Origin of the sequence: Psychrosphaera saromensis, from assembly GCF_002954545.1 — a bacterium.
GTDB lineage: Bacteria > Pseudomonadota > Gammaproteobacteria > Enterobacterales > Alteromonadaceae > Psychrosphaera > Psychrosphaera saromensis.
In genome coordinates this window covers 3,519,426-3,536,576 of sequence record NZ_MSCH01000003.1, presented here as the reverse complement: position 1 = coordinate 3,536,576, position 17,151 = coordinate 3,519,426, and the positions used below count along the sequence as shown (strand labels likewise).

General features: G+C 38.7%; 15 protein-coding genes. 13 read left to right on the top strand and 2 right to left on the bottom strand.

What is annotated here, in order from left to right:
• Positions 1–287: 287 nt before the first annotated feature.
• Positions 288–548, bottom strand: coding sequence for a 30S ribosomal protein S20 (gene rpsT / locus BTO11_RS15965; RefSeq protein ID WP_105053534.1), 261 nt, complete (start codon positions 546–548; stop codon positions 288–290).
• A 212-nt stretch (positions 549–760) separates the two neighbouring features.
• Here rpsT and murJ point away from each other — a divergent pair, with 212 nt between their 5' ends.
• The 11 genes from murJ to BTO11_RS15910 all read left to right on the top strand — a co-directional run bounded on the left by murJ (position 761) and on the right by BTO11_RS15910 (position 11,614).
• A complete protein-coding gene (gene murJ, locus BTO11_RS15960; protein WP_105053533.1) occupies positions 761–2,317 on the top strand; it encodes a murein biosynthesis integral membrane protein MurJ in 1,557 nt (518 codons plus the stop codon).
• Positions 2,318–2,467: 150 nt separating this feature from the next.
• Complete coding sequence (gene ribF, locus BTO11_RS15955; RefSeq protein WP_105053532.1) at positions 2,468–3,391, top strand: bifunctional riboflavin kinase/FAD synthetase; 924 nt, start codon at positions 2,468–2,470, stop codon at positions 3,389–3,391.
• Positions 3,392–3,441: 50 nt separating this feature from the next.
• Positions 3,442–6,282, top strand: coding sequence for an isoleucine--tRNA ligase (ileS, locus tag BTO11_RS15950; protein ID WP_105053531.1), 2,841 nt, complete (start codon positions 3,442–3,444; stop codon positions 6,280–6,282).
• The gene (gene lspA / locus BTO11_RS15945) at positions 6,282–6,806 is read left to right on the top strand and encodes a signal peptidase II (RefSeq protein WP_105053530.1); all 525 of its coding nucleotides are present in this window, start codon (positions 6,282–6,284) and stop codon (positions 6,804–6,806) included. The genes ileS and lspA overlap by 1 nt, the downstream gene beginning before the upstream one ends.
• An 8-nt stretch (positions 6,807–6,814) precedes the next feature.
• A complete protein-coding gene (gene fkpB / locus BTO11_RS15940) occupies positions 6,815–7,285 on the top strand; it encodes an FKBP-type peptidyl-prolyl cis-trans isomerase (RefSeq protein WP_105053529.1) in 471 nt (156 codons plus the stop codon).
• A gap of 9 nt (positions 7,286–7,294) precedes the next feature.
• Positions 7,295–8,248, top strand: a complete 954-nt coding sequence (ispH, locus tag BTO11_RS15935) for a 4-hydroxy-3-methylbut-2-enyl diphosphate reductase (RefSeq protein WP_105053528.1) — start codon at positions 7,295–7,297, stop codon at positions 8,246–8,248.
• A gap of 80 nt (positions 8,249–8,328) precedes the next feature.
• Positions 8,329–9,054 carry a type IV pilus modification protein PilV gene (gene pilV / locus BTO11_RS15930; protein WP_105053527.1) on the top strand — a complete coding sequence of 242 codons (726 nt, stop codon included), beginning with the start codon at positions 8,329–8,331 and terminating at the stop codon, positions 9,052–9,054.
• The gene (locus BTO11_RS15925; RefSeq protein WP_105053526.1) at positions 9,044–9,892 is read left to right on the top strand and encodes a PilW family protein; all 849 of its coding nucleotides are present in this window, start codon (positions 9,044–9,046) and stop codon (positions 9,890–9,892) included. The genes pilV and BTO11_RS15925 overlap by 11 nt, the downstream gene beginning before the upstream one ends.
• Positions 9,889–10,551 carry a hypothetical protein gene (locus tag BTO11_RS15920; protein ID WP_105053525.1) on the top strand — a complete coding sequence of 221 codons (663 nt, stop codon included), beginning with the start codon at positions 9,889–9,891 and terminating at the stop codon, positions 10,549–10,551. Before BTO11_RS15925 ends, BTO11_RS15920 begins: the two co-directional genes overlap by 4 nt.
• A 12-nt stretch (positions 10,552–10,563) precedes the next feature.
• Entirely contained in the window at positions 10,564–11,031 is a 468-nt protein-coding gene (locus BTO11_RS15915; protein WP_105053524.1) for a type IV pilin protein, read from the top strand.
• Positions 10,976–11,614: a GspH/FimT family pseudopilin gene (locus tag BTO11_RS15910; RefSeq protein WP_181135941.1), complete on the top strand. Its 639-nt coding sequence runs from the start codon at positions 10,976–10,978 to the stop codon at positions 11,612–11,614. The genes BTO11_RS15915 and BTO11_RS15910 overlap by 56 nt, the downstream gene beginning before the upstream one ends.
• Positions 11,615–11,769: 155 nt before the next feature.
• Here BTO11_RS15910 and BTO11_RS15905 read toward each other — a convergent pair whose 3' ends face one another.
• Complete coding sequence (locus BTO11_RS15905) at positions 11,770–12,669, bottom strand: aspartoacylase (protein WP_105053522.1); 900 nt, start codon at positions 12,667–12,669, stop codon at positions 11,770–11,772.
• A gap of 238 nt (positions 12,670–12,907) precedes the next feature.
• Between BTO11_RS15905 and BTO11_RS15900 the strand changes: the two genes are divergently transcribed.
• Together BTO11_RS15900 and BTO11_RS15895 are read left to right on the top strand one after the other, a co-directional pair.
• Positions 12,908–13,978: an efflux RND transporter periplasmic adaptor subunit gene (locus tag BTO11_RS15900; RefSeq protein WP_105053521.1), complete on the top strand. Its 1,071-nt coding sequence runs from the start codon at positions 12,908–12,910 to the stop codon at positions 13,976–13,978.
• A 3-nt stretch (positions 13,979–13,981) separates the two neighbouring features.
• Positions 13,982–17,080 (top strand): efflux RND transporter permease subunit, encoded by a 3,099-nt coding sequence (locus BTO11_RS15895; protein ID WP_105053520.1) that lies wholly within the window; start codon positions 13,982–13,984, stop codon positions 17,078–17,080.
• Positions 17,081–17,151 lie beyond the last annotated feature (71 nt).

Genomic DNA, 17,151 nt, shown 5'->3' with positions numbered 1-17,151 from the left:
AAGCTGATCTTTGTAAGCACTTTGTTGGTTATCTGTGGCTTTGCTTAGTTGCTCTTAGCTCAACTCTTACCGCACTCCATTTTAATTTCACTTATAAATCCCACGCAGACTCAATCAAATTCAATTCATCTTAACGCAATACAATATAAATCGAATATCAGTACAGTAGGTTATAAATGCGCAGTTCAAATATCTATTTGCTGAATTTTAGATACAAAAAAACCGAAATAGCGAACCATTTCGGTTTTTAATAAATCTTACCACTAGCCTAAACTAAAGTTCTTAAATTAAAGAGCTTTGATTTGTGCATTAAAACGGCTCTTATGACGAGCTGCTTTATTTTTGTGAATAAGACCTTTAGTAGCATAACGATCTAGAACTGGAACCAAAGCAACGAATGCTTCTTGTGCTTCAGTTTTTTGACCAGCAGCAATTGCTGCAACTACTTTCTTCATGTAAGTACGCATCATAGAGCGACGGCTTGCGTTGTGACGACGGCTCTGTTCAGAAGTTATAACGCGTTTCTTAGCAGACTTTATGTTAGCCAAGGCTGACTCCTAAAATAATAATTCAAAATAACGTGTTTTTAAGGCCGCGAATTTTGCCTTGATTCAACGCTGTTGTCAAACCCTTTAAGCAATCTATGCAAGATAATATAATTAATAGTCCTGATAAATGCTTTAACTATAAAAAAAGATTAAGATCTGGCACTCTAATATAATAACCCCTGTCAGTTTTAGCTAACTCATTTAAAAAGGTAATTCATTTGGCTCTGTTGCGTTCTGGTTTAATTGTTTCGTTTATGACGCTGATCTCTCGAGTTTTAGGTTTAGTACGCGATGTAGTTGTAGCTACCCTTGTTGGTGCCGGTGTAAATGCCGATGTTTATTTCTTTGCTAATCGTATTCCCAACTTTTTAAGACGTTTATTTGCCGAAGGCGCGTTTGCACAAGCCTTTGTGCCTGTATTGACCGAAGTAAAAGAAAAACACGGTGACGACGAAGTCAGAGAGTTAGTCGCCAAGGTTGCGGGGACTTTGGGCGTAATAGTTACCTTTGTTACTTTGCTGGCTGTTATTGCCTCTCCAGTCATCGTTATGGTGTTTGGTACTGGTTGGTTTTTAGATTGGATGTCAGGTGGCCCAGATGCGGGTAAGTTTGTATTGGCCGCATCTTTATTGAAAATAACATTCCCTTATTTATTTTTTATTACCTTTGTTGCCTTATCTGGCGCGGTATTAAATACCTACAATAAATTTGCCGTAGCGGCATTTACTCCCGTATTTTTAAATATTGCGATTATTGTCTGCGCTATTGTCTTTCGCGATTCTTTTTCTGAGCCTGCCTATGCATTAGCTACCGGCGTATTTGTTGGTGGTTTAATCCAGTTCTTATTCCAAATTCCTTTTCTAGCAAAAGCCGGTTTATTAGTTTTACCTAAGTGGGGATGGAATGACGAATATGTAAAACGAATTCGTTTGCTGATGTTACCTGCAATCTTAGGTGTATCAGTTCATCAACTTAATGCTTTAGTTGATACTGTCATTGCCTCGTTTTTGGTCACAGGCTCAATCAGTTGGCTGTATTACGCCGATAGACTAATTGAATTTCCGTTAGGGTTATTTGGTATCGGTATTGCAACGGTTATTTTACCTAGTTTGTCTAAACTACATTCAAACGACAATCCAATGGCATTTCAACACACAATCGACTGGGCATTGCGATTTGTATTGATGCTAGCCTTTCCTGCTATGGCAGGTCTTATGCTTTTAGGCCCATTGATTATTGAAGTCCTGTATTTACATGGCAAGTTTACCCCTGATGATGCAATGCATGTTCAATGGGCGCTTATGGCTTATTGTTCAGGGTTAATGAGTTACATGGCGGTGAAAGTATTGGCGCCGGGTTATTTTGCCAGACAGGACACTAAGACGCCGGTTAAAATTGGTATTATTTCAATGTTAGCTAATATCGTTTTTAACTTTATGTTAGCGCCATTTTTTGGTTTTGTCGGTTTAGCAATTGCAACGGCTATGTCTGGAACCTTAAATGCGGTTCTGTTGTACAGAGGTTTACATCAACAAGGTGTTTACAAAATATCTCGTCAATCGGTGATTTGGATAGTTAAATTATTGTTGGCTACCGCATTCATGTCTTATATCGTTTGGATGGCTCATGTAAATTGGCCAATGGAAATGACTAACTTTTCACATTTACTTGTTAAGCTATTTGGTTTGATATTTTTGGCTATGTTGTCTTATTTCGTCTTACTGTTTAGTTTAGGTTTTAGGCTCAGAGATCTAAAATCCAACTTTTAATTTGCAGATAAATTAATCAATTTAAACTAATGGATGTTTAAATTGATTATATTCCTTTGATTCAACAGAATAAGCATACTTGTGTGCTAGTAATTCCCCCTCGTTTACCGTTATAATTTGACCGTTTTTTTATCTTTAAAAGTAGTGGTGATGGAGTTAGTTCGCGGTTTAGTTAATATTACTGAAAAACATAAAAACTGTGTGTTAACTATCGGTAACTTTGATGGTGTGCATATAGGTCATCAGTATGTACTACAAAAATTAAAACAAGTTGCACAAAAATATCAAGTGCCAGCTGTGGTAATGTTATTTGAGCCACAACCACAAGAAGTGTTTTTAAAAGATAAAGCGGCGGCTCGAGTATTAACCTTTCGTGAGAAATTCGAAAAGTTAAAAGCGATGGGCGTCGACCGACTTATTTGCATTCGTTTCAATCCGGCTTTTGCGGCTATGAGTGCAGAGCAGTTTATTGAAAATTTATTGATTGATAAATTAGGTGTTAAACATCTAATCGTTGGTGACGATTTCCGATTTGGTCAAAAACGTATTGGCAACCTTGAGTTGTTAAAACAATATTCTGCCAAATTCGACTTTAATGTAGACGACAGTAAAACGTTTGAATACTCCAACAAAAGAGCGAGCAGTACAGAGGTTAGGCACAGTTTAGATGAGTCTAACTTTGAAGTGGCAACCGCATTATTAGGTGAACCGTTTAAGTTCCATGGCAAAGTGATCCATGGTGAAAAAAATGGTCGTAAGTTTGGTTTTCCAACCGCTAATATCGCGGTAAAAAGAAAGGTTCTGCCAATTAAAGGTGTATTTGCTGTGCAAGTACAATGGCAAGAACAAAGCTTCTTTGGTGTCGCTAACATAGGCAATAAGCCTACGTTAAACGGGGTTAAACCTGTATTGGAAGTGCATTTATTTGACTTCAATGAAAGTATTTATGGCCAAAGGTTAAGTATTGAACCTTTGTTTAAAATCCGAGATGAGAAGAAATTCAACTCGGTAGATGAATTAATCCAGCAGATCCACGCAGATGTAAAAACTGCAAAAGCTGAACTATTTAAATAAATTATTTAAGTATTAAATCTTAAATTATAAAATTACGGACCCAGTCAAATATGAGTGATTATAAACATACTCTTAACTTGCCAGAAACTGCATTTCCAATGCGTGGTAACTTAGCTCAACGTGAACCTGTCATGATCAAAGAATGGCAGCAAAAAGAATTATATAAACAAATTCGTGATGCTAAAAAAGGCAAAAAGAGTTTTATTCTTCACGACGGTCCTCCGTATGCCAACGGTGACATTCATTTAGGTCACTCGGTAAATAAAATATTAAAAGACGTGATCATTAAGTCTAAGACCTTGTCTGATTTTGATTCTCCGTACGTGCCTGGTTGGGATTGTCACGGATTACCAATTGAATTAATGGTTGAGAAAAAAGTCGGTAAGCCAGGTAAGAAAGTTACCGCTGCCGAGTTTAGACAAAAATGTCGTGAATACGCTGAACGTCAAATTACTGGGCAATTAGACGGTTTTGTTCGTTTAGGAATATTAGGTGATTGGGAAAACCCATACAAAACAATGGATTTTAGCTCAGAAGCTAACATCATCCGTGCGTTAGGTAAAATCATCGAGAACGACCATTTACAAAAAGGCTCAAAACCTGTTCATTGGTGTACAGATTGTGGTTCAGCGCTTGCTGAAGCTGAAGTTGAATACCAAGATAAAGTATCGCCAGCAATCGACGTTAAATTTACCGCGGTTGACGCTGCAGATGTAACGAGCAAATTTGGGCTAATCGACGGTAACCAAGGAGCAGGCGACGTATCCTTTGTTATTTGGACGACAACGCCTTGGACTATGCCAGCTAACCGTGCAATTGCACTTGCTGCAGATGTTGAATATGTATTAGTACAAATTGAAGCTGACGTACCATTTAGATTAATCGTTGCTGCTACGTTATTAGATGATGTAATGGTACGTTACGGTATCACTGAATTCAAAGCACTTGGTTATGCCAAAGGTGAGTTATTTGAAAATCTTCAAGTAAAACATCCGTATGAAGATTTTACAGTACCCGTTATTTTAGGTGAGCATGTAACAACTGACGCAGGTACAGGTTGTGTACATACCGCTCCAGGACACGGTCAAGAAGATTTCACGGTTGGTTTAAAATACGGATTAGAAGTTGCTAACCCTGTTGGACCAAATGGTGTATTTGTTGAAGGTACTAACCTTTTTGCCGGTCAACACGTATTTAAAGCCAATCAAAATATCATTGAAGTGTTACAAGAACATAACGCATTAATGAAACACGTTGATATTACCCATAGTTACCCGCATTGCTGGCGCCATAAAACGCCAATCATTTTCCGTGCTACGCCGCAGTGGTTTATAAGCATGGACAAAGCCGGTTTGCGTACAAAATCATTAGAGAAAATCAAACAAGTTGAATGGTTACCAGAGTGGGGCCAAAGCCGTATAGCTGGCATGGTTGAAAGCCGTCCAGATTGGTGTATTTCACGCCAACGTACTTGGGGTGTTCCAATTGCATTGTTTATCCACAATGAAACTGACGAGCTTCACCCTAATACTCAAGAATTATTAGAGAAAGTTGCGTTAGCGGTTGAAGAAAAAGGCATTCAAGCTTGGTGGGATTTAGATCAAGCTGAGCTGCTTGGTGCAGATTCTGATAACTACCGCAAAGTACAAGACACATTAGATGTATGGTTCGACTCAGGTGTAACACACCATTTTGTAATTGACGCTCGTAAAGAATTTACTAAGTCAGCTAACTTGTACTTAGAAGGTTCAGATCAACACCGTGGTTGGTTTATGTCATCATTGATGACATCAGTGGCAATGAATGATAAAGCCCCGTACGACCAAGTACTAACACATGGTTTTACCGTTGACCAAAAAGGTCACAAGATGTCTAAGTCATTAGGAAATGTAGTTTCTCCTAAAGATGTAACGGGCAAATACGGCGCTGACATTTTACGTTTATGGGTAGCTTCTACAGACTACACTGGCGAAATGACAGTAGCTGACGAAATATTCAAACGTTCTGCTGATACTTACCGTCGTATTCGTAATACGTCACGATTCTTATTGGCTAACTTAAACGGCTTTAACCCAATCACAGACACAGTTGCTGAAAGTGAAATGGTTGCTCTTGATCGTTGGATTGTCGGCAAAGCAGCTCGTTTACAAACTGAAATCATTGAAGCGTACGACAAATATCAGTTCCACGTTGTTATGCAAAAACTAATGAACTTCTGTTCAGTTGACTTAGGTAGCTTCTATTTAGACGTTATCAAAGACAGACAATACACAGCTAAAGCTGACTCTGTAGCACGTCGTTCATGTCAAACTGCCTTGTATCATATAGCAGAAGCGATGACATGTTGGATGGCGCCAGTATTATCATTTACGGCACAAGAGATCTGGCAAGCACTTCCAGCTGAAACTGCCGCTGGCAAACGTGGCGAATTCGTATTCACCGGTGTTTGGTATTCAGACATTGAACAATATGCCAAAGACGTAGATATGGGCGATGATTACTGGTCTGCAATCTTAGCGATTAAAGACGAAGTAAACCGCACGTTAGAAGTAGCTAAAAAAGATAAGTTGATTGGCGCATCGTTAGAAGCGGAAGTTACTTTATATGTAAATGACGAGATTAAGCAAAAGTTAGAGTCGCTAGAAGACGAGCTACGTTTTGTATTGATCACATCAGCCGCTAAAGTTGACTCACTTAGTAATAAACCAGATACAGTAACTAACTCAGAGTTAGAAGGTGTATATGTTGCTATCACAACAAGTGAAGGTACTAAGTGTGAAAGATGTTGGCATTACACTGACGATGTTGGTAAAAATGCTGAACATGACGACCTTTGTGGCCGTTGTGTAGACAATGTCGATGGTGAAGGTGAGTCAAGGAAGTTCGCTTAATGTTAGCTATATTTAAAAATACAGGTTTAAAGTTTTTAGCTTTAAGCCTGTTATTAATCATTGCAGACCAATTTACTAAACTTTGGATCCTCAATAACTTTGTGTTGTATGAAGATGTTAATGTGTTGCCAATTTTCGACCTTACTTATGTTCGTAATTATGGTGCCGCGTTTAGTTTTTTAAGTGATGCTGGTGGCTGGCAACATTACTTCTTTACTAGTATTGCGCTTGTGATCAGTGTGTTATTGGTTTATTGGATGTATAAAACGCCATCAAATAAGCCTTTGCTACTATCCTCGTATGCCCTGATATTAAGCGGTGCACTCGGTAATGTTATGGATAGAATGAACTATGGTTACGTAGTTGATTTTCTGCACTTCTATTATCAAAATTGGCACTTTCCTGCTTTCAATGTTGCCGATATGGCAATTAGCATAGGCGCCGCATTATTAATATTAGATGCTATTTTTGAGCATAAAAAAGAAAATTCAACTGAAAACGATTCATCAGAACAGGTTAAGTAATAATAAATATGAGTATTCAAAACGGCAGCGAAGTTGTTTTTCATTTTTCTATCAAATTATCTGATGGGTCAGTAGCCGACAGCACAAAAGTAAATGGCAAACCAGCCAAGCTAACCATTGGTGATGGCAGTTTAACACCAGGGTTTGAAGCCTGTTTAATGGGATTGGAAGCGGGTAAAGAAGCATCTTTTACCTTAGAGCCTGAACAAGCATTTGGTCAGCCAAATCCTGACAATATTTATTTTGTTGATAAAGACAAATTTGGTGCCGATGTTCCTGCTGAAGAGGGCGCAATTGTTGCCTTTACTCAACCTGATGGTACTGAGTTGCCTGGTGTTATTCGTGATGTGGTTGGGCAGTCTGTAACGGTTGACTTTAATCATCCGTTGGCCGGCCAAGTTTTAACCTTTGATGTTGAAATTATTGAAGTAAATAGCACTGCAACAAATGACGTCAACGTCAAGAACGCAGCAGTTTAGAGGTATATCATGGAAATATTGTTAGCCAATCCAAGAGGCTTTTGTGCCGGTGTTGACCGTGCTATATCAATTGTTGAGCGTGCCTTAGAGATATTTCAACCACCAATTTATGTCCGCCATGAAGTAGTGCATAACAAGTTTGTGGTCAATGGATTAAAAGACCGTGGTGCGGTTTTTGTTGATGAACTAAGTGAAGTGCCAGATGACAGTATTGTTATTTTTAGTGCTCATGGTGTTTCTCAAGCGGTTCGTAAAGAAGCTAACTCCCGTGGTTTAAAAGTATTTGATGCGACCTGTCCATTAGTAACTAAAGTGCATATGGAAGTAACGAGAGCATCAAAGAAAGGCATTGAATGTGTATTGATTGGTCACCAAGGTCATCCTGAAGTTGAAGGGACTATGGGGCAATACAATAACCCTGAAGGTGGGATTTATTTAGTTGAGTCGCCGGACGATGTAAAAACATTAAATGTAAAAAATCCATCAGCTTTATACTATTGCTCACAGACTACTTTGTCGGTTGATGATACGGCCGATGTAATTGACGCGTTAAGAGCTAAATATCCTGAGATAAAAGGACCTCGTAAAGATGACATCTGTTATGCCACGCAAAACAGACAAGATGCGGTACGAGATTTGGCCAATAAAGTTGACTTGATGTTGGTGGTTGGCGCAGCCAATAGCTCTAATTCAAATCGATTACGTGAGTTATCTGAAAAAGTAGGCACTAAAGCTTATTTAATTGATGATGCCAGTAATATCGATACTGCATGGTTAGCATCAAAACCGAATGTTGGTGTTACCGCTGGAGCTTCAGCGCCTGATGTTTTGGTAAAAGGTGTTATCGATAGATTAAAAGAACTCGGTGCTTCTACTGTAATAGAAAATCCAGGCAAAGAAGAAAATATTGTTTTTGCCGTTCCAGCGGAATTGCAAGAAGCACCTAAAAAAAAATGCCTCTAAAATAATTACCTAAAAAAGAAACAGAATAAAAATTATGTTCTAAGCTTATTTAACGTATTTTGTTAAATAAGCTTAGTGACATGATAAACAGTAAAACGGACTTAACTGCAGCCTCTCATTTAAAAGCCCTTTCAAGATCTTATCCAAGCGGCTATTCAATAACGTATTCAAAAGGCGCTAGTTTAATAGAAGTTCTGGTTGCCTTAATCGTTCTTTCTATTGGTGTGCTAGGCATTGTTGGCCTACAACTTATAGCGACTAAAGCTAATCAAACCAATCAAAGTTTCATTCAAGCCTCACTGATAGCAAATAACCTAGCAAGTCGCGTGTCCGTTAATAAAGTGAGTGTTTTTAACGCTTTATCCGTTGGCGTAAATACACCTTATTTTTCTTCCAACTCGTACGACTTTTCCTCTTTTTCTAGCTGTGACAATTCAAACTATGTTTGTTTTTGCCAACAAGTCCCCAGTGTTATTCAAACTTGCAGAGATAATGATCAAAGCTCGTTAACTTTTTGTAATAGCACACAGTTAGTTCAGTTCGATACTTATGAAGTTAGCTGCATGTTAGCGAAGTTATCAAATGAGGCAAAAGTCATTATTTATTCAAATATGGATGGTATTGGTGGAATAGATGGCAATGACATTCTGTTGTTGGATATCAATATACTCTGGCCTAGCCAAACTAAGAATAAGCCAAGTTATCCCAGTCAGTCTAGCTGTGAACAGGCAACACTAGGCTCAAATCAGCTCTACCAATGCTATTCGCAACAACTGATCTTAGTAGATAGCCGCCATGAAAGTTAATGGCGGATTTTCTTTGTTGGAGTTATTAATCGCCTTAACCATTGGCAGTGTTATTTCGTCTTTGGTTCTGCGTGTTTATAACGCTAATCATCAATTATTTTTAACTAATAAAGCGTTAGAAAACGTTTTCTATGACGGCCAATACATAATCCCGTTATTACATTCGAGTATTCAACTGGCGGGTTATAGCAATGTGTATTCTGCCAATTTAAATACACAGGTTGATATTAACCAAGAAGCTAGCTTTATAACGGCTTATCCAATAGCAACAGAGTTAACTTTCAGTTTATACCCTTTAATAGCAAGTCTAGACGGGGGCGACGCTCCCGACCAAATCACGATTAATACAAGTGCCGACAAAAGCTGTACCGGATCTAATTTTGATTTTAACGATGGGGAGCTATTCCATGTGGTTAATCAATATTACTTAGAGGAAACTACATTACGCTGTAAAAGTTTCGATGGCCGTTATCTACGAGGTTTAAAGTCCAACGGTAGCTATAATTATTCGGTGTCTATATTAGAGGATGTGTACGACTTACAAATACAGTATCTGATAAAAGTGCATGCAGTTAATGACGGAAATAGTAGCAACAATGAACGTTTTGTTTGGGTTAACGCCAATCTACTCTCTACATATTTATCCGCTGGCACTGAAATAGTAGCCGTTAACCTTGCTGTATTAATTGGCAGTCCAGTTTTAACAAAACTACAAAAGCATAGGCAAGTACGTCTGTTGTCAAATGACAGTTATGAAGCACCAGAAAATATCTTAGTTCGCCAGTTTTCAACAATCATCACTTTAGATAATAACCAAATGGCAAGTAACTCGTTATGAAATTTGTTGGCAGAAAAGGTCATCTAAGGCGGAGTTATAAAACACAGCAAGGTGTCGTATTGGTTCTGGTGCTTATTTTTTTATTAATAATGACTTTATTGTCGGTGTCGTCCATTTTGTCTTCAAGCACACAAACTGTCATGCTTAACAACCAAGCGGTATATCAACAAGCTAGATTATGGTTAACAAATAATAAACAGCTTATTTTCAATCAATTATCAACGTCAGAATACTCATCTGCAATTTTACAGCTTAGCAGTGTGTTAGCAATTAATGGCAAGTTAGCGCACAGCGAGCTCCCCAATTGTGGAGAAGCTGCGAAAAGTAATTGGATGTTACTTTATCCATCACAGGGCATTCAACTTAACCAAGCCAGAATGTTAGCGACTGCGGTAAATCACCTCGCTGTACTGTCCGTTGAGCTCGATGAGGTAGACCCTAATCAACGACTAGAGACTTTAATTATCAAGCAATGTGTCGAGCTATTACATTCAAATTTAGCTGTGACGGAAACCTCAATAATCACCAGAGAGTCTGTAACCGTAAATGACGACTCAGATGACAGCGAAGGTATGCCAGTGATAGGCAATGCAGATGGCCATGAATTTCAAATTTCACTTGTTTCAACCGAAAGAGATATTCAGTTTATAGAAAAATAGCAGGGGATAAACATGAAACCAAAAGGATTTAGTTTAATAGAGTTACTCGTGGTCTTGTCGATTTTATTTAGTTTGTTAACGTTAGGCGTACAGAGTTATGTCCGTCACATAGACAAAACTAAATTAATCCAAGCACAGTCAGACTTACTCATGCTTGCGAGCAAGTTAGAGCAGTATAAGTTGTTTAATGGAAATTACCTCGGTGCCGCAGGCTCTGAAAACTCAGTTACCAATACAGGCAACCCTTGGATATTTCAGGCGTATTCGCCTGCAAATAAGCTAGAACAAGATGCCATTTTTAGTCTGGTTATTTCATTTGTTAGCGTTAATGGTCTTGAATATCAAATAACGGCAACTGCAATTAACGACAAAGATAAAAACCGTTACGGCGCTTTAATTTACTACTTTGATGGTAGGCGAGGCTATGACAAAAACAAAGATGGTGAGTTTGCCAGCGATGAACTCTGTTGGGATTGTTGATGTGAATAGTATTCTTCAAGTAGTCAGTGCTGACGCAGAAAATCTGAGGGTAAAAAACGCGGTTAATTCGCCAGCCAAACATGATGAGCAACAGGGATTCACATTAATTGAAATGATGCTGGTGGTCGCACTTATTGCAACCTTGTCTATGGTTGTGAGTCCATCGTTATCTGCCTTCTTTCAACGTAATAAACTGACCAGTGAAGTAAACCAATTTAGTTCGCATTTACAATTAGCCAAATCAATTGCGGCGAGTCAATTTACCTATGTAATGACTTGCCCAACTCAAGATAGAATAAACTGCACTGGTAATTGGCAGGATGAAATTATTACTTTTACCGATCAAAATAATAATGGATTTGTTGACTCAACAGATAAAATTTTAAGTTCTTACAAAGTATCTTTACCAGTAAAGGTTTACGCCAACAGAGATGAAGTTAGATTTGCACCAATCAACACAACAATGACAACCACAGCAACAATCGCTTTATGTATTAATGAGCAAGTTAAACAGGCACTGGTTATTTCTAATGTGGGACGAATACGTTTAGAGCTAGATAAAGACAAAGTTAATTGTGATTAAAATGACGTAGGAAAAGGAAAAGGAAAAGGAAAAGGTAGTGGGAGAAAGGACGGTGAAAAACGGCTGAACATATATCAAGTTAGCGTATTGTTAATCAGCAGAACCAAATACTTGGTTCTGCTGTGAACTTATTACCGTTATTGATTTAAGCCGTATTAACGAGGGTTGTTAATAACAACTTTTTCACAAAGGCTCATGGCTAAGTTATTGTCGTAATAAGCGGCTTCATTTATAAAGGCAGGATAAACCGTTTTATCACCTTGATAATTGATTTCAGTGCCGTCAAACAACGCAAATATAGGGTCGCCAGATTTAACTGGTTGAAAGTCATTGCCCTCTATATTTTTATGTACCATGCCCATACGTTCATTTTTATCGTTAACTGGTAGAGTTAAAGACTCCAAATAACGGAAAGCGTCAGTTGAACTTGGTAGTTGCGGCAAATTATCTAAGTTGTATAACTCAACAAAGTCTAAAATAATCCCTGTCATTTTTGCCATTTGTTCATTTACTTCGTGTTTTAATACACCTTGTGGCACAGGACCAACTTCCACGATAACGCCACGTTTCGCTATGGTAGATAGCAAATGATGATCTTGATTTGCGATATGATCTTCATCCAACAACACAACGGCTTCTGGCATCATTTCTCTAACATAAATAGCCAACAAGTCGTAAAACTCACCTTGTTGTGGAATAAGTAATGAAGGGCCCATATTTGATGTAGTGTTGTGTAAATCTATGATCAAATCAGATTTAGGATTGCCTTTAGGCCCTAATTGTTGATTGATCACTTTGGCTCGTGATTGCTCGTAATTACTCAAATTCATATTGGCTAAAGACTCAGCCGAGAATTGTCTATTTAAGTCACTATCAAAATAACGCTTATTAAGACCAATAGCTTTGGTATTGGCTAATAGCGTTTCGGTTGAAAAAGACGCCCTAGTAATAAACTGAGGTTCAGTATTACGCCAATAATTGACAAGATAAACACCTGCCAACTCATTACCGTGAGTACCACCTACGATTGCTACGTTATTAATTGTATTGTTCATGTTTCAACTTTCAACTTTTGAATGTGAATATCATTCAACCCTATCAGGAACTAGTGTTAAGCCACAATATTAATTTATTTTTAGTTATAAATAAAAATATATTCTTTTTATAAGCGTTAAGTCGTCAATTTGCTAAGGTTAATCGCCTGTGACGCCGAGGCTAATGTTGATATTATCGCCGACAATAACGTGAGGCTCTAATACTACTCACTCTTTCAACCAATATGGGTATAAATAAATGTTTAAAAAACCAGTTACTTGGATTGTATTATTATTAATTTGTATGCTGACGTATGTCTTTTGGCCTGCAGCAGATACTTTAACCGCGAAGAAAGGCAGTAATAAACCTACTTTAGTTGAAACTCAAACTGTAAAAAAACAGTTTTTGAAAGATGAAATTACCGCTTTAGGCACAACTCAAGCAAATGAATCTATTCTTTTAACGGCCCAAAGTACTGACCGTGTTAAGTCCGTTCATTTTGATGACAGTGATAATGTTAAAAAAGGACAATTGATCATTGCACTTGAACATGCACAAGAGCAGGCCGAGGTAAAAGAATTAGAGATAAAATTCGCAGAACAACAAAGACAACTACAGCGCCTATTAGATATAAATAAAACCAGTGCTCCGGCAGAAAGTGCGATAGACAGCCAAAAGAGCTTAATGGAAACAACTCAAGCTCAATTGTCAGTAGCTAAAATCCGATTGTCAGAAAAATTTGTGTACGCGCCGTTTGCTGGCAAATTAGGTTTACGTCAAATAAGCCAAGGTCAGTTACTAACAAGTAACACTGAAATCACTACGTTAGATGATTTATCTCAAATCAAAGTAGAGTTTGAATTACCAGAGAAATTTCTAAACCGTGTTAGTTTTGGTCAATCTGTATCGGCTAAAAACATCGCTTACCCTCTGGAGTTTAACGGTAAAATTACTAGTATCGCCTCACGGTTAGACAAAGCGACTCGTTCATTTAAAGTCCGTGCTATTTTCCCGAACAAACAGCTGAAGTTAAGAGCTGGCATGTTGTTACAATTGATTGTTGAAACTAAATCGGTTGAAGTGTTAACGGTACCAGAAACGGCAATTATCCCAATTAACGCAGAGCATTATGTTTACCAAGTAATTGATAACAAAGTTCACCGTGTGCAAGTGGTAACAGGGCGACGCAAGCCTGGTCTTGTAGAAATTGTATCTGGTTTGGTTGAAGGTGACATAGTCGTGAGCCAAGGTGTCATTAAAGTGCGTGAAGGCTCAATGATAACGACACCTGAAATGATGGCCGCTGATACTGCTGCAGCCAAGGAGTAAGTTATGTTGTTATCTGATATCTCCGTTAAACGTCCTGTATTTGCAACCGTAGTTAATATGTTGCTTGTTACTTTTGGTATTGTTGCTTTTTTCATGTTGTCGTTACGTCAATACCCAGATATTGATCCACCAATTGTGTCAGTTAGCACTAGTTACCCAGGCGCGTCGGCTGAAATTGTTGAAAGTAAAATTACTCAGTTATTGGAAGGGCGAATTTCCGGTATAGAAGGGATTAAAAATATTAATTCCAGCTCTAGCAATGGCCGCTCTCAAATTACAGTAGAGTTTAAAACTACTCGTGATATTGACTCTGCTGCCAATGATGTTCGTGAGCGTGTATCAAGAGCGTTAAACAACTTACCAGAACAAGCGTTGCCACCGGAAGTATTTAAAGCCGGTGATGATGAAGACGTTATCGCTTGGTTTGTTATGAACTCAACCACCATGAACAGCCTTGAATTAACCGACTATGCCAAACGTTATATTGTTGACCGTTTTGCCGTGGTAGATGGGGTTGCTCGTGTGCGTTTGGGCGGTGGTCGTGATTATTCAATGAAAGTCTGGTTAGACCGAGACGCAATGGCAGCAAGAAACGTTACCGTTGCCGATATTGAAAATACGTTACGCAGAGAAAACGTAGAACTTCCGGCTGGTGAAGTTAAGTCAACAGAACGAATTTTTAATGTACGTATAGAACGTGCCTATAAAACCCCTGAGCAATATAAGTCATTAGTTGTTGGTAAAGGTGAAGATGGTTACTTAATTCGCCTTGGTGATGTTAGTGAAGTTGAATTAGCTGCTGAAGATGAAGAAAACTCATTCCGTGGTAACGGTAAAAACATGGTTGGCCTCGGTATCATCAAACAGTCTAAAGCTAATACTTTAGACGTTGTGCGTAGTGCCAGAGCTGAATTAGCAAAACTACAAGAAACCTTGCCAGAGGGAACTGAGATTTCAGACTCTTATGACTCTTCTGTGTTTATCGCAAAATCAATTGAAGAAGTTTATAGCACGTTAGCCATCGCCATTGCTTTGGTTATATTCGTTATATATCTATTTTTGGGTAATGTTAGAGCAACATTCATTCCTGCTATCACAGTGCCTGTGGCTTTAGTTGCCACGTTCAGTGTATTGCTAATGTTAGACTTTTCTATCAATTTATTAACCTTGTTAGCGTTAGTATTGGCCATAGGTTTGGTAGTCGACGACTCCATTGTGGTGTTGGAAAATATTTACCGTCGTATCGAAGAAGGTGAATCATCACTCATGGCGGCCTATAACGGCGCTAGAGAAGTTGGTTTTGCCGTTATCGCTACCACGCTTGTCTTGGTGTCTGTGTTTATTCCTTTGGTGTTTCTTGAGGGCAATGTAGGGCGCTTGTTTGTCGAATTTGCCGTCACCGTCGCCACAGCCGTTGTTTTCTCAAGTATCACGGCATTAACCTTATCGCCTATGTTGTGTTCAAAAATATTGAAACACCAGGAACGCGAATCTAAATTTGGTAAGTGGTTAGATAATAGCTTTAACAAGTTAGAAAATAGCTATGAAAACCAACTTAAAACTGCAGTTAATAACAAAATTGGCTTAGTTATTATTATGGTATTGGCCTTAGCAACTATGGTTGGCTTGTTTCAAACCATTCCTCAAGAATTAGCCCCAAAAGAAGACAGAGGTAATTTCTTTGTCCTTATTAAAGGTGCTGAGGGAGCAAGTTATACAAATAGCGTTAACAATACCGAACAAGTAGAAAAGCGTTTGTTACCTTATTATGAACGTGGTGATCTTAGCAGAGTACTGGTTAGAACGCCGGGGTTTGGTGGCAGCTCAGGTGTTGCAGTTATCGGTATGCCTGACTGGGAAACCAGAACTAAATCCACCAATCAAGTGATGGACGAGATCTCAAAAGAGTTACAAGAGTTAACCGACATTCGCGCATTCGCAGTAATGAGAGGTGGTATTGGTGGCCGAGGTGTTGGCAATCCTGTGCAGTTTGTTATTCAAGGCGACACTTATGAAGAACTGGCGAGCTGGCGAGATATTATCTTGGCTGAGGCGCGTAAGAATCCTAAATTACTTAGACTCGACAGTGACTTTAAAGAAACCTTACCGCAATTGCTGGTGGAGATTAATACAGAACGTGCGTCTGACTTGGGTGTGTCGGTGGCCGATATTGGTGGCACATTAGAAGCGATGTTAGGTCAGCGCCGCGCCACAACTTATATTGAACGTGGTGAAGAATATAATGTATTACTTGAAGGCCGCGATGAAGAGTTTAATAGTCCTTCGGATCTAGATGGATTATATGTACGCTCTGCTACCACTCAACAATTAATCCCATTATCTAATTTGGTTGAAGTGAACGAGCAAGCAACGGCAAGTCGTTTGAATCGTTATAACCGTATGCGCTCAATTACGATTGATGCAAACTTAGCCGACGGTTATACCTTAGGACAAGCATTAGACTTTTTAAATCAGGTGGTTACCGACAATATTACCGGTAGCGTTAACGTTGATTACAAAGGGCAGTCGGCATTATACAAAGAGTCGGGCGGTTCAATTGGCTTTGTTATGTTAATGGCGATGGTGGTTACTTACTTAGTATTAGCCGCGCAGTTTGAAAGCTTTGTGCATCCTTTAGTTATTATGTTGGCTGTGCCGTTAGCCGCACTTGGCGCATTAATGGGCTTAAAGTTAACAGGCATGACATTGAATATTTATAGTCAAATTGGACTGGTGATGTTGATTGGCCTAGCCGCTAAAAACGGCATCTTGATTGTAGAGTTTACTAATCAGTTACGAGATAAAGGTGGTGACTTTAAAGCGTCCTTGTTACAAGCATCAAAACAACGATTGCGTCCTATCGTCATGACATCATTCTCAACGGTAATGAGTGCTATTCCGTTAATGATAGCGTCTGGTGCAGGCGCAGAGAGTCGTTCGGTAATTGGTGTTGTTATCTTCTTTGGTGTGGCATTTTCTACCATATTAACTTTGTACGTTATTCCAATGGCATATTATTGGATTGCTAAAAACACAGGCTCGCCAATGGCAATAACTAACGAAATAGAACATCAGTTAGCGGGTGATAAGCCAGAAGCTTAACGAATAGTTTTAATTTATAAGTGAATTTGAGGGAGCGAATAAGCTCCCTTTTTTTATGACTAAAAAAGAAT